Below are 13307 nucleotides of genomic sequence, written 5' to 3'. Positions count from 1 at the left end.
TCGCACGCCGATGCCGTTACGGGATCGTGACGGCGAAAACCTTGACGCGACTCGCAGTTCAGACCTAAGGTTTGGAACGTTTCAAGGCGGCCGATGGCGTGCTGCCAGGTCCATGACGAGGAGGTCAGGGAATGTCGGTTCACAAGCGACGGCTGCTCGGCGGCACCATGGCAGCGGCGGCGGCCGTGGCGCTCGTGGCGTGCTCAGGGGGTGGCGGCGGAAACGGCGACGAGAACGTGGAGATCACGTTGCTGGTCCAGACCGGCGGCACCGGCCCGGCCTGGGGCGAGGCACTGATCGAGGCCTTCAACGAGGAGCACCCCGAGATCACGGTCACGCTCAACTCCCAGCCCGGCGGCACCGAGGGCGACAACCTCGTCAAGACGAAGCTCGCCACCGGTGAGATGGAAGATGTCTTCACCTACAACACGGGCTCGCTGCTCCAGGCGATCAACCCCGACCAGAACCTGGTCCCGCTCGGAGACGAGGAGTGGGCGAGCACGCTGATCGAGCCGTTCGTGCCGGTGGTCTCCACCGAGAACGGCCTGTACGGCGCGCCGAACGGAACCTCGCAGGCCGGCGGCATCCTCTACAACATCCCCATCTACGAGGAGCTCGGGCTGGAGGTGCCGACGTCGTGGGACGAGTTCATGTCGAACAACGACGCGATCAAGGAAGCCGGCAAGACCGCCATCATCCAGACCTACGGTGACACCTGGACCAGCCAGCTGTTCGTGCTCGGCGACTTCGGCAACGTCACGGCACAGGACGAGGACTGGGCGACCGAGTACACGGCGGGCAACCGCAAGTACGTCGAGCAGCCTGCCCTGCAGAGCTTCATCAACCAGCAGGAGGCCTACGAGGGCGACTACTTCAACGAGGACTTCGCCTCCGCCCTGTTCGACGACGGCCTGCGGATGGTCTCGACCGGCGAGGGTGCGCACTACCCGATCCTCAGCGGTGGCGTCTCGACGATCGCCCAGAACTACCCGGACAACATCGGCGACGTCGGGTTCTTCCCGCTGCCTGCACAGGACGCCGAGGACACGCGGGCGACGATCTGGCTCCCGAACGCCGTGTACATCCCCAGCACGACCGAGGGCGAGGAGCTCGAGGCCGCGAAGCTGCTGGTCGAGTTCGTCAACTCACCCGAGGGCTGTCGGCTGCAGGTCGAGCTGAACGTGCCGGCCGGGCCGTTCGCCACGAGCCTGTGCGAGCTGCCCAGTGACGTCCCGCAGGCCACGCAGGATCTGCAGACCTGGGTGGACGACGGCTTGGCCAATCCCGCGCTCGAGTTCGTCTCGCCGATCAAGGGGCCCAACCTGGAGAACATCACCGTCCAGGTCGGTTCGGGCATCTCGACCGCTGAGGAAGGCGCTGCCCTCTACGACGAGGACGTCATCAAGCAGGCGCAGCAGCTCGGTCTCGAGGGCTGGTGAGGTGACCGCCCGCTCCGCGTCCGGCACGCGGGGCGGGCGGTGAACCCGACCCTCCGTACCCAGGAAGCAGGTGAGCATGGCCCAGGCCGTCGCCACTAAGCCGCAGCCGACGCGGCGCTCCGTGAAGAGCATGTACCCGACGTGGTTCTACATCCCCGCCGGTGTCCTGTACGTCGTGCTGTTCGCGATCCCTACCTTCGCGTCGTTCTACTTCGCGTTCACACGCTGGTCGTTGCAGGATGTCGAGTTCACGGGTCTGCAGAACTTCATCACCTTCTTCAGCGAGCCGCAGCTCCGCACCGGCTTCACCAACACCTTCATCTACGGCTTCGTCACCTCGGGCCTGAAGGTGGTCTTCGGACTGGCGCTCGCGCTGCTGCTCACGGGCCAGCTGATGGCCCGCGGCTACCTGCGCTCGGTCGTCTTCTTCCCCGTGCTGGTCTCGGCGATCGGCGTGGGCATCACCTTCAAGGTGCTGATGGACCCGTTCGACGGTCTGATCAACTCCTCGTTGGAGGCGATCGGGATCACCGGCCCGGCCTGGCTGACCGATCCGCAGTGGGCGTTGTACTCGGTGGCGCTGATCGACGTCTGGAAGGGCGTCGGTATCGCCACCCTCATCTACATCGCCGGCCTGGCGGCCATCCCGCAGGAGTACTACGAGGCCGCCAAGGTCGACGGCGCGGGCGGCTGGAAGAACTTCTGGCACATCACGCTGCCGCTCGTCCGCCCCGCCACCGCCACGGTCGTGCTCCTCTCGCTCATCGGTGGTCTCCGGTCCTTCGACCTGATCTGGGCGACCACCCGCGGCGGTCCCGGCTTCACCAGCGACGTCATCGCGTCGGTCATCTACAAGCAGTACCAGGCGGGCTTCTACGGCCTGTCGACGGCAGGCAACGTGGTGCTGTTCATCGTGGTCACGGCGATCGTCGTCCCTGTGTCGTACTTCCTGAACCGGCGGGAGGTCGAGCGATGAGGCGGCGCGCCAAGATCCGTGGCATCGTGGTCGGGTCGATCTCGATCGTGCTGTCGGTGATCATCTTCATCGTCCCGTTCGCGTTCATCTTCCTGACGGCGAGCAAGACCGCGGCCGAGGCCGCCCTGTTCGGGTTCACGCTGCCCACCGAGTGGGCACTGGTGGAGAACCTCACCGAGGTGCTGACGATCCGGAACGGTCTGATCGTGCGGGCCTTCATCAACAGCACGGTCATCACCGTTCTCAGCGTCGTGCTCATGGTCGTCTTCGCGGCGATGGTCGGTTACGTGCTGCAGCGGCGGCGGTCCCGGTGGAACCCGGTGGTGAACTTCCTCGTGCTGGCGGGCCTGATCGTCCCACCCGCGGTGGTCCCGACCATCTGGGTGCTGCAGACGCTGGGGCTGTTCGCGACGATCCCGGGCCTGATCTTCATCCAGGCGACCTTCGGGCTGTCCTTCTGCGTGCTGCTCTTCCGGGCGTTCGTCTCCACGATCCCCAAGGAGCTCGACGAGGCGGCGACGATCGACGGCGCTGGACCGCTTCGCATCTTCTTCGGCGTGGTCGCCCCCTTGCTGCGACCGGTGATCATCACCGTGGTCGTGGTGCAGGCGGTCGCCGTGTTCAACGACTTCACCGGGCCGTTGTACTTCCTGCCGGGTGACGAGAACGCCACGGTGCAGCTGACGCTCTACAACTTCCAGAGCCAGACCCTCAACCAGTGGAACCTGCTGTTCATGGACATCCTGCTGATCACGATCCCCCCGCTGGTGATGTACATCTTCTTCAACCGCCAGATCGTCGCAGGCATGACCAGCGGGGCAGTCAAGGGCTGATCCAGCGACACCCAGGAACGTCCGCAACGGTCCTGCCCTGCGGGCGTTGCGGGATCGCCCAGGATGTCACTTCCGCAACAGTCCTGGCCCGTGGCCGTTGCGGAATCGGCCACGAAGTCACTTCCGCAACGCTCGACGGCGAGGGTGCTCAGGTGCCGAGGTCGCGGTCGAGCTCCCTCTCCTCGCCCGGGGCCATCTCGAGGTCGAGGGTGCGGTCGCGGTAGCGGACCCGGGCGGCCGTGCCGCCGACCGAGCGGAGGCGGACGGACGTGAGCAGGCCCTCCTGCCAGGAGAGGTCGACCTCGAAGCCGCCACGAGCACGCAGGCCACGGACCGCACCGGTGGGCCACTGGCGGGGCAGCGCGGGAAGCAGGTCGATCTCGAAGGCGTCAGCCTCCCGCACGTGGCTCTGCAGGAGCATCTCGTTGACGGCGCTGACCTGGCCGTGGTTGCCGTCGACCTGGAACATCGGGTTGTCAGGGGCGTGCCCGATGAACTGAGAGCCCAGGTTGGGCTGGACGGCCTTCTCGAGGTGCAGATCCAGGATCGTGAGCGCTGCGTCGCCGTCGCCCAGGCGCGCGTAAGAGCCTGCCTGGAAGGCACCTTCCCAGCTGCCGAGACAGGGGCCCTTGAGCGGGTCGTCCTTCTCCTCCCACCAGCGCTCGGTGTCGAAGATCTTGCGCAGCCCGGCGGCCAGCTCAGGGGTGCGGCGGGGGTGGATCTGCGCGCTGCAGACAGCACCCCAGCTCGAGAGCACCTCCGCCTTCATCGTGCGACCCCAGTCCTCGAGGTACTCCTGGAGCTGCCCGGTCGTCGGGCTGATCTGCATCGGGGCGAGCCGTGGCAGCGCCGCCTCCAGCTCGGCGCGGAGCTCGGCATCGCAGTCCAGGAGGCGCGCGGCGGTGATGGCGTTGGTGAACAGCTCGCGCACCATCTGGGTGGTGGGCGTCGTGCCCATCGCGAGCGAGCCGGTGCTGCCGTCAGCAGCGACCCAGATGTTCTCGAAGTTGATGTCGGGGGCCGTGACGAGCCAGCCGCGCCGCGGCTCCTCGACGAGCATGTCGAGGTGAAAGGCCGCCGCGCCGCGGATCGTGGGCCAGGCGCTGCGCAGCGCCTCGACGTCGTTCGAGAACGCGTAGTGCTCCCACAGGTGCTGCGAGAGCCACGCGTTGCTGGCCACGAAGTTCGACCACTGCGGGTTGCTGCCGACCGGGCCGGCGTAGCGCCAGAGGTCGGTGCCCTGGTGCGAGACCCACCCCCGGGCGCCGTAGTGGTCTTTCGCCACCAGCGCGCCGTTCTCGCTCAGCTCGCGCGTCAGCTCGAGCAGCGGCTCGTGGCACTCGGCCAGGTTGGTGGCCTCGGCCGCCCAGTAGTTGATCTGGGCGTTGCAATTGATCGTCCAGTTCGATCCCCAGGCCGGGTTGACCGAGGTGTTCCAGATGCCCTGGAGGTTGGACGGCTGGCTCCCGGGGCGGGAGCTGGCGATCAGCAGGTAGCGCCCGAACTGGTAGTACAGCGGTGCCAGGCCCGGGTCGGCGTCGCTGCCCGCGACATACCGCCGAACCCGTTCGTCGGTGGCCAGCGCTTCCGCCGCCTCGCTGTGACCGAGGTCGAGCGAGATCCGGCCGAACAGCTCCTGGTGGTCCGCGACGTGTGCGGCCCGGAGGGCATCGGGGCTCTGGCCCACGACGGCGCTCAGGTCCTCACGGCACAGCGCGGTCTCGTCTCGACCCGCGCGGCTCGGGCTGGTGTGCGGGCCGTTGTAGCTGGTGCGGGCGACCACGGTCAGCGTCACCGAGTCGCACGCCTCGGCCACCACCGTGGTCCCGTCGAGACGCACCACACCGCCCTCGCCGGTGGCCGCCAGCTGCGCCTCCCACCTCATGCCGGCGGGGTCGGGGCCCTCGTCGTAGATCGGTGGGCGGACCTGGCCGGTGTAGCCGAACGCGTCGATCGGTGCCCGGCCGTACAGGCGTGACACCCCGCCGTCGACACTCGCCTCGGAACGGAGCTGGCTCGACAGCGAGGCGGCCAACGAGACCGCACCAGGGCGGTCGGCGCTGATGCGGACGACCAGGCACTGACCCGGGTGCGAGACGAAGACCTCGCGCTGGTGGCGCACGCCGTCGTGCACGAAGGTGACCCGTGACGTGGCCGAGCTCAGATCGAGCTCACGGCGGTAGTCGCTGACGCTGTCCGGAGAGGACGGAAGGTCGATGGTGAGGTCGCCCAGCGGCATGTAGATGCCGCTTCCGCCACCGCCGAGCGCGTCGGCGGCGAGCGTCTGGGCCGCCGCGTACTCGCCAGCCAGCAGCAGGCGGCGGACCTCGGGCAGCGCCGGGAGCGCCTTCGGGTTGGGCACATAGCTCGGCTCGCCGGTCCAGAGAGTGTCCTCGTTGAGGTTGATGACCTCGCGCTCGATGCCGCCCCACACGCTGGCGCCGAGGCGCCCGTTGCCCAGCAGCAGCGACTCCTGCCAGCGCGTCGCGGGCCGGGGGTACCAGAGCATGAGCTCGCGGTCCTCTGGCGTGCGTGTCATCCGAAGAACTCCCATCGCTTCCCGCCCTCGAGGAGGCGCTCGGCCTGCTCGGCCGAGCGGACCAGGTGGATCACGTACTGCGTCGTCGGGTGGTCGCCCAGAGGGATCTCCCAGCCGATCTCGAGGCGACGGCCATGGATCGGCTCGCCGATCGGGCGGTCGGAGCCGTCGAGCGGGACCACCTGCACGTCGACAGGTCCCTGGAGGTCGGTGAGCACCAGCCAACCCGTGACCGGTTCGATCAGCGTGGGGCCCTCACCCCACGTCTCCCACAACGTGCCGCGCGCGTTCCACCGGGTGCCGGTGTTCTCGATACGCGAGCACGCCGTCAGCAGCAGGGTCTCGCTACGGGCGATCGGCTCGGCGTCCAGCGAGCTCAGCGTGATCGCGCAGAACTCGTTGGCGACGTCCGCGGCCAGGTGCCGCGTAGTACGGCCGTGGGCTCGCACGAACCCGACCAGTGCCTGCGTCCGGTCGGTGTCGATCGTGACCAGGCCGCCGTGCTCGGGCGAGACGTGCCACGCGAGCTCACCGGTGTCGCTCTCGTACGGCGCCGCCTGCTCGGGCGCGAACTCCGGCGTCGGCTCGCCGTCGAGCGACTCGATACGAAGACCGTGCCGCAGTGCCGTGGAGACCGGGAACCCCGGGGTGAAGTAGGGCCGCGCCGACTCCGGCATCCGGATCGTCTCGAGGACCTGCTCGGTCGAGTAGGAGCGCGACACGATCTGCCGGGCCGGCTGCACGTCCGGGCGCGAGAAGATCAGCGCGCCCGCAGCCATCTGGATCATCTTCACCGGGTCGAGCGTGATGTCGAAGTTGTCGGCCACGTAGCGCTGGTGGTCGCCGAGCGCCTTGGGCTCGAAGGTGTAGAAGAAGATGCCGTCCCAGTCCTGGAACGCGGCATAGGCAGCGAGGATCGGGATCATCTCGCTGGCGTAGGAGTTCGGGTTGGGGTGGTTGACCTCGCTCACCGTGAACGGCTTGCCCGCCATGGGTGAGCGGCTGAGCTTGACGATGGTCGAGCTGAGCGGGTCGTTCACCATCGGGGTGTTGCGGGCGCCCCAGATCGCCGGATGCTGCCAGTAGACGTGCCCGTCGACGACGTCGAGCTGCGAGGGGCCCTGCAGGATCGGCTGGTTGGGTATCCAGTAGGTGTGGTCGGCGCAGCCCACGACGAGCGACTCGACGCCGAGCTCGTCGACCAGGTAGTCCCTCATCCCGACGAAGAAGTCTCGTTCGACCGCTCCGTAGAACTCACCCTCGGCATGGAACTGCTCCGTGGGCGCCTCGGCGAACTCCTCGAGCCGTAGCCGTGGGATCGGCTCGCCGTCAGCGGTGCCGGTGAGGGCGCGCAGCTCGGCGAGCTGCTCGGCCGAGCGGTTCTCGCCGAGCCACTCCTGGTACATGCGGTCCAGCTGGGCGGCGTAGAACGGTGTGAAGTCCAGCTGGAGGTCGGGGGAGTCGGTCGTCCGCTCGCCCCGGAGCCAGTTGCGCAGCCAGAACTCGTACAGGGAGTTCTCGTTGACGATCTCGACGATCGCCACCGCCGGCTCGTTCCGGTACTCGGACTGCGTGTAGGGGTTGTAGTGGGTCAGCAGGTCGCGTGCGTAGTCGCGCTGGAGCTCGATGAGCCGTTCGCCGACGAACGTCATGCCCTTCCAGATGCGGACGGCGTCCCAGTCGGGGACGTCGTCACCCTCCTTGTACGTACGCCCGACGTTCAGGTTGAGGTTGGTGTAGATGCCGCGTTGCTTCAGCTCGGCGACGAAGAAGTCCAGCAGGTCCAGCTGCTCGGGGTCGAGCGTCTGCGTGTGGTTCTGGCTCCGGTCGATCAGGCCGGCGGGGCGCCGACGCGACGCGCCCTCGGGCTCCGCTGCCGCCTCGGGGTCGTGGGTCTCCAGGTCGAGGAAGTGGAACCGCACGCAGTTGATGCCGAACCGCGCGAGCGCGTCCGCCCAGATCGGTGCCTCGTGCTTCGGCGGGAGCAGCGTGGATCCGGCGGTCCATCCGGTGAGGTTGACCCCCCAGATCCGTAGCCGCTCGCCGTCGGGCTTGACGAGATGACCGTCGTGGACACGCACGAAGCCGTCGCGGCCCGCAGGGCGGTCGAGCAGGAAGGAGAGGTGCGCGGGCGATGCCACCCGCTCGTGGTGATCGATGACGAAGGGGACGAGGGGGATGCTTCCGGCGCTGGAAGCGGCGCGATCGCTCATACTCGCTCACCGTACCTGGAAAAACGTTTGCGTGAAACTGGGTCCCCATCGTGAGAGCACGGGTGCTCGTGCCGGGGTGCCACAGCGCTGGGCGGCCGTGCGGCGCTGCGACAAGCGCGGTCCACGATGCAGATAGTCTCGCTCCATGCCCGAGGACCGGTTGTCGATGCTCGTCAAGGTCGCGCGGATGTACCACGAGCAGGGCTTGCGCCAGCCGGAGATCGCTGAGCGGCTTCACGTCTCGCAGTCGCGGGTGTCGCGCCTGCTGAAGGAGGCCGTCTCGCTCGGCATCGTCCGGACCGTGGTCGTGGCCCCGCCCGGCTCGTTCGCCGACCTCGAGGAAGAGGTCCGCGGCGCGCTCGGGCTGACCGACGTGGTGGTGGCGGGAGTCTCGGCCACTGACGAGTCCAGCTCGCTGGCTGCGATCGGCGCCGCTGGTGCCGCCTACCTGCAGAGCACGCTGATGCCGACCGAGCGCGTGGGCCTGTCCTCGTGGTCGGCCTCGCTGCTCGCCGTCGTCGAGGCGATGGCACCGCGCCCGAGCCGTGGCGCGGAGAAGGTCGTGCAGATCCTCGGCGGGGTGGGTGCCGCCTCGGTGCAGGTGCAGGCCACCCGGCTCGCGGACCGTCTCGCGCAGGTGACCGGCGGCGAGGCGATGTACTTCCCGGCTCCCGGCGTCGTCGCCACCGAGCAGGTACGTGACGCGCTGCTCGCCGACCCCTATGTCTCCGACGTCGTCGCAGCATGGTCCGACCTCAGCGTCGTGCTCGTCGGCATCGGCAGCGTGCAGCCCTCCCCGCTGCTCGTCTCCTCGGGCAACGCGCTGCCGCAACGTGACCTGGATGCGCTCGCAGCCCTCGGTGCTGTCGGCGACGTGTGCCTCAACTTCTTCGACGCCGACGGTCAGCTGGTCGACAGCGATCTGCACCACCGTGTGCTCGGCATCGATGCGACGACGCTCCGCGCCGTACCGCGCAAGATCGGCGTCGCCGGTGGCGAGCGCAAGGTCGAGGCCATCCGTGCGGCCGCGCGCGGCGGCTGGATCGACGTGCTCGTCACCGACTCGAGCACCGCGCGGTCGCTGCTCGCCTGAGCCTCAGGTGAGCGTCGCCAGCGCGCGGTTCAGCTCGTCGACCAGCTCGTTCGAGGCGTACCGCACGCGGTCGCGCAGGCTCGCCCGCTCGCTCCACCGGGTGCGGTGGAAGGCGTCGAGGTTCGACGGCGTGACCCTGGCGATCGTCTCGGCCACCAGGGCGTAGGCCTCGGGGTCGTCGATGATCGCTGCGCTCGGCGAGTCGACCGTGAGCGGCCGCGAGTTCACCGGCTCCTCGGGCGCTGCGATCACCCAGCTGTGCTCGCCCGAGGTGACCTCGGCGGCGGGGATGCCGGGGAGGTCCACCTGCGCCGTCGTGTTCGCGGGCACCTGCGCGGTCACGGTGATCCGGTCGCCGTCGCGCTGCCAACCGACCCGGGCGAGCCCGTACGGCGTGGCCAGCGAGGCGGCGGCGGAGTCGATGCCCACGAGCGGCCGGCTGCCGATCCGCATGCTCCGGTAGCCGGGCTCCAGCGGCGCCAGCCCGGCCACCACACGGTGCATCCAGTCAGCGACAGCGCCGAGCGCGTAGTGGTTGAAGGACGTCATCTGGCCGGGGTTGATCGTGCCGTCCGGGAGCATCGAGTCCCAGCGCTCCCAGATCGTGGTGGCCCCCATCGTCACCGGGTACAACCAGGACGGGTTCTCGGTCTGCGTGAGCAGTCGCCTCGCAGCGTCGAGGTGGCCGGTCGCCGTCAGCGCGTCGCAGACGATCGGCGTCCCGACGAACCCGGTGCCGATCCGGTAGCCGTCCTCGCGCACGAGGTCGGCAAGCCGGTCGCCGAGCCGCTGCCGCATGCCCGCGTCGGTCACCAGGTCGAACGCGATCGCCATCGCGTACGCGGTCTGGCCGTCCGACATCATCCGACCCGCTGGCGTCACGTACTCACGGCACCACGCCTCGCGTGCGGACTCGGCCGCCGCCCGGTAGGTCGCCTCGTCGTCGGCGTGCCCGAGCACCGCTGCGGTGTCGGCAAGAACCCGCGCCGACAGCGCCAGGTACCCGCCAGCGACCACGTCCGGCGAGGTCGTAGCCTCGGCCGGGCGGTCCGGAGGCGCCGCCGGGTCGAGCCAGTCGCCGAACTGGAAGCCGCCCTCCCAGCGCCCGGTGCCGTCGGAGATCTCGAGCAGCACGTCGACCCAGCTCTTCATCGACGGGTACGCCTCGCGCAGCACGCCCACGTCGCCGTACCGCTCGTATAGGGTCCACGGCACGATCGTCGCGGCGTCGCTCCACGCGGCGGCCGGGGTCACGCGTCCGCTCAGCTGTAGCACGTTCGGTACCACGAACGGCACCACGCCATCCGCGGCCGACTGCTCCAGCGCCAGGTCCCGCAGCCAGCTGGTCAGGAACCCGCGCACGTCGTAGAGCGAGCTCGCCGTGGGTGCGAACACCTCGATGTCACCTGTCCAACCGAGCCGCTCGTCGCGCTGCGGGCAGTCAGTGGGCACGGCGAGGAAGTTGCCACGCATGCCCCACACCACGTTCTCATGGAGCTGCTGCAGCAGCTCATGGCTGGTGCTGAAGGTTCCCGTGCGATCCATGTCGTTGTGGATGACGACGGCGACGACGTCGGCCGGGTCGAGCTCACCCGGCCAGCCATCGACCTGCGCGTAGCGGAAGCCGTGGAAGGTGAAGCGCGGCTCCCAGGTCTCCTCGCCCTCGCCCGCCAGCACCCAGGTGTCGGTGGCTGCCGCGGATCGCAGCGGTCGGGTGCCGAGCTCTCCGTGCTCAAGCACCTCGGCGTGCTTGAGGGTGATCGTGGTGCCGGCCTCCCCGCGTGCCGTGAGCCGCAGCCGACCCACGAGGTTCTGACCGAAGTCGAGGACCGTCTTTCCCGACGGCGTGCTGATGACCTCGACGACCGCGAGCTCCTCGGTCCGCCTGATCGGGGGCGACACCCGTGCCTCGGGCGTGAGGAGGTTGTCATCGGCCTTCTCGACGGCGGCCCAGCCCGTGTCGTCGAAGCCGGGCTGCTGCCACTCGGGCACGGCGGCGCGACCGTCGTAGGACTCGCCCTGGTAGAGGCTGCTCGCGAGGGTCGGGCTGGGTAGCGCCCGCCAGGTCTCGTCGGTCGCGACGATGCTGGTGGAGCCGTCGGCGTGCACCAGGTGCAGCTGCAGCGCCAGCGCCGGCTGGCCGCCGTAGACCTCTGCTGCGTTCTCCCGGAAGCCCCAGAGCTCGGTGTACCACCCGCCCCCGATCTCGGCGGCGACGGCGTTCGCGCCCTCACGCACCAGCTCGGTCACGTCGACGGTCTCGTGCACGAGCCGCTGGTCGTAGGCCGACCAGCCGGGCGAGAGCACGTCGTCGTCGATCGGCCGACCGTTGATCGCGATCTCGGCGACCCCGAGCGCGGTCCAGTACAGGGTGGCGCTCACGACGTCCGCGGCGTCGAACTCGGTGCGCAGCAGTGCGGGGCGCGCGCGGTCGGGTGGGCTGCCCAGGCGCACCGGCTCGGCGACCCAGCCGCCCTCGCCCAGGAAGCCGGCGCGGACCGGCAGCGGCTCGCTCCAGGCGGTCTCGGCGCCGTCGGTGGAGCCGGCGCGGACGCTCACCTGCGTGCTCCCGCCCGGGTCGAGCGGGGTGAACGGCCAGTCGACGAGGACGCTGTCGCGGCCCTCCAGCCTGATGGTCTGGTCCCCGGCCCGGAACTCGGCCCAGGCCTGGATCCAAGGCTGCTCGCTGGTGACGGTCCACGAGAGCCGGGGCGTCGCGGTGGCGACGAACGGGGAGTCGGTGCGCAGCTCGGCGCTGAGCGTGTCGATGTGTGCAGGCACAGTCTCGTCCTTGAGGTGGAGGGCGTGTTTATCGATTCAACCGCATCCGAGGCCTGGTGTCGAGCGCCGGGTCGAAAGGATTCGTGCCGACAAGCGAACAAAAACCCCGTCGCGGTTCGGATTTCATGGACGACCCCGAACGGGCACAATGGCAGGGGTGAGCTGTGGGTGGCGGCAAGGATGACGCCGGAGGCCGGCATCAAGGCCGGCAAGCCACGCGGGCCGTACCGCAAGACCCGTGAGGTACGACGCCGGATCCTCGATGCTGCCCTCGAGGTGTTCGCGGAGTCGGGCTACCGCAGCGGGTCGTTGCGCGAGATCGCCAGCCGCGTCGAGATGAGCGAGGCCGGGCTGCTGCACCACTTCCCCAGCAAGATCTCGCTCCTCGAGGCCGTGCTCGAGCACCGCGACGAACGCGCGAGCCGGATCGTCGACCACGAGGCGCACGATGGCATGCAGATGCTGCGCGGGCTGCTGGACCTGGCGCGCCTCAACACCAAGGAGCCGGGCGTCGTCGAGCTCTACTGCGTGCTCGCCGCGGAGGCCACAGCCCCCGACCACCCCGCCCACGACTTCTTCGTGGCCCGCTACGAACGTCTGCGTGACCAGATCGGGCGCGCGCTGGAACGGGTGCGTGCCGACGGGTACCTGAGGGACGGCGTCGACCCTGCGCGCGCGGCAGCCCGGATGATCGCGATCTGGGACGGCCTGCAGGTGCAGTGGCTGTTCGACCGGAGCAGCATCGACATGGCCGACGAGCTCGTCGACTACCTCAGCCGCATCCTCACCCGGCCGGTCGAGCCGTGACCTGCCGTGCGGCGGCCCGCGGCTGCCACGCGTGATCGCGCCCGAGGTGCGCGAGCACCGCGGGCCAGGTCTCGCCGCGGCTGGCGTGCACGGCCGGCCCGAAGAACCCTGCGGCTGCGCGACGTTCGTCATCGGTGATCGGGCGGGCGATCTCCGCGACCGCGGCGACCACCTCCTCCGACGGCGTGTAGTCGCAGCCCAGCGAGCGAGCCACATCCCACGCGTGCACCGCGGCGTCGAGCAGCTGTGCGCCGACGAGCACAGGCACGGGCAGCGGCTTCGGCGAGAACTCGATCTCGATGACCTCGGCCGCCAGGTCCGCCTCGGCGAATGCCGCCAGCAGGCGATCGACCGACGCCGCCCACACATCCTGCGTGAAGGGCACCGGCTGGTACGCGGAGGCTGGGGCATCGCCGTCGGTGAGCGCGGCGGTGAAACCGTCCTGCTGGCCGATCATGTGAGCGAGCAGTTGCTCGAGCGTCCAGGCCTCGCACGGCGTCGGTCGCGTGAAGTCGTCGGTGCCGACGCCGCGCACCACCGCGTCAGCGTCCAGCAGTGCTTCCCGGAGGAGTCCTCGTCGATCCATCGCCGACAGTCTTGCAGACTGTCGTGGCCGCGTTTCTCGA

The 13307-nt window shown here is 69.3% G+C and carries 9 protein-coding genes; 5 read left to right on the top strand and 4 right to left on the bottom strand.

Features of this window, described 5'->3' with window-relative positions:
* Positions 1 to 131: 131 nt before the first annotated feature.
* From GPA03_RS16055 to GPA03_RS16045, 3 genes are all read left to right on the top strand, one after another.
* Positions 132 to 1439 (top strand): ABC transporter substrate-binding protein, encoded by a 1308-nt coding sequence (locus GPA03_RS16055; RefSeq protein WP_156253048.1) that lies wholly within the window; start codon positions 132 to 134, stop codon positions 1437 to 1439.
* 76 nt (positions 1440 to 1515) lie between these two features.
* Positions 1516 to 2415 (top strand): carbohydrate ABC transporter permease, encoded by a 900-nt coding sequence (locus GPA03_RS16050; protein WP_156253047.1) that lies wholly within the window; start codon positions 1516 to 1518, stop codon positions 2413 to 2415.
* Complete coding sequence (locus GPA03_RS16045; RefSeq protein WP_156253046.1) at positions 2412 to 3248, top strand: carbohydrate ABC transporter permease; 837 nt, start codon at positions 2412 to 2414, stop codon at positions 3246 to 3248. Before GPA03_RS16050 ends, GPA03_RS16045 begins: the two co-directional genes overlap by 4 nt.
* Before the next feature lie 148 nt (positions 3249 to 3396).
* Here GPA03_RS16045 and GPA03_RS16040 read toward each other — a convergent pair whose 3' ends face one another.
* Entirely contained in the window at positions 3397 to 5787 is a 2391-nt protein-coding gene (locus GPA03_RS16040) for a glycoside hydrolase family 95 protein (protein ID WP_162458398.1), read from the bottom strand.
* On the bottom strand, positions 5784 to 8000 hold the full coding sequence (locus GPA03_RS16035) for a glycoside hydrolase family 5 protein (RefSeq protein WP_156253044.1): 2217 nt from the start codon (positions 7998 to 8000) through the stop codon (positions 5784 to 5786). Before GPA03_RS16035 ends, GPA03_RS16040 begins: the two co-directional genes overlap by 4 nt.
* A gap of 145 nt (positions 8001 to 8145) precedes the next feature.
* Between GPA03_RS16035 and GPA03_RS16030 the strand changes: the two genes are divergently transcribed.
* Positions 8146 to 9093: a sugar-binding transcriptional regulator gene (locus GPA03_RS16030; protein ID WP_156253043.1), complete on the top strand. Its 948-nt coding sequence runs from the start codon at positions 8146 to 8148 to the stop codon at positions 9091 to 9093.
* Positions 9094 to 9096: 3 nt separating this feature from the next.
* Here GPA03_RS16030 and GPA03_RS16025 read toward each other — a convergent pair whose 3' ends face one another.
* The gene (locus GPA03_RS16025) at positions 9097 to 11874 is read right to left on the bottom strand and encodes an alpha-L-rhamnosidase (protein WP_156253042.1); all 2778 of its coding nucleotides are present in this window, start codon (positions 11872 to 11874) and stop codon (positions 9097 to 9099) included.
* Positions 11875 to 12042: 168 nt separating this feature from the next.
* Between GPA03_RS16025 and GPA03_RS16020 the strand changes: the two genes are divergently transcribed.
* The gene (locus tag GPA03_RS16020) at positions 12043 to 12681 is read left to right on the top strand and encodes a TetR/AcrR family transcriptional regulator (RefSeq protein ID WP_241681341.1); all 639 of its coding nucleotides are present in this window, start codon (positions 12043 to 12045) and stop codon (positions 12679 to 12681) included.
* Here GPA03_RS16020 and GPA03_RS16015 read toward each other — a convergent pair.
* Positions 12659 to 13267, bottom strand: a complete 609-nt coding sequence (locus GPA03_RS16015; protein ID WP_156253041.1) for a TIGR03086 family metal-binding protein — start codon at positions 13265 to 13267, stop codon at positions 12659 to 12661. The two genes, GPA03_RS16020 and GPA03_RS16015, sit on opposite strands and share 23 nt — an antisense overlap.
* Between the last annotated feature and the right edge of the window lie 40 nt (positions 13268 to 13307).

The sequence above is a fragment of the Pseudactinotalea terrae genome (assembly GCF_009733845.1).
Taxonomy (GTDB): Bacteria; Actinomycetota; Actinomycetes; order Actinomycetales; family Beutenbergiaceae; genus Pseudactinotalea; species Pseudactinotalea terrae.
The sequence above is the reverse complement of the archived record's forward strand: the minus strand, read 5'-3'. Positions and strand labels throughout refer to the sequence as shown.

What these genes read in the sequence shown, in the direction of transcription:
- GPA03_RS16030 (WP_156253043.1), top strand. Translation starts at nt 8,146, where the DNA reads ATGCCCGAGGACCGGTTGTCGATGCTCGTCAAGGTCGCGCGGATGTAC.
- GPA03_RS16045 (WP_156253046.1), top strand. Translation starts at nt 2,412, where the DNA reads ATGAGGCGGCGCGCCAAGATCCGTGGCATCGTGGTCGGGTCGATCTCG.
- GPA03_RS16040 (WP_162458398.1), bottom strand. Translation starts at nt 5,787, where the DNA reads ATGACACGCACGCCAGAGGACCGCGAGCTCATGCTCTGGTACCCCCGG.
- GPA03_RS16015 (WP_156253041.1), bottom strand. Translation starts at nt 13,267, where the DNA reads ATGGATCGACGAGGACTCCTCCGGGAAGCACTGCTGGACGCTGACGCG.
- GPA03_RS16055 (WP_156253048.1), top strand. Translation starts at nt 132, where the DNA reads ATGTCGGTTCACAAGCGACGGCTGCTCGGCGGCACCATGGCAGCGGCG.
- GPA03_RS16035 (WP_156253044.1), bottom strand. Translation starts at nt 8,000, where the DNA reads ATGAGCGATCGCGCCGCTTCCAGCGCCGGAAGCATCCCCCTCGTCCCC.
- GPA03_RS16050 (WP_156253047.1), top strand. Translation starts at nt 1,516, where the DNA reads ATGGCCCAGGCCGTCGCCACTAAGCCGCAGCCGACGCGGCGCTCCGTG.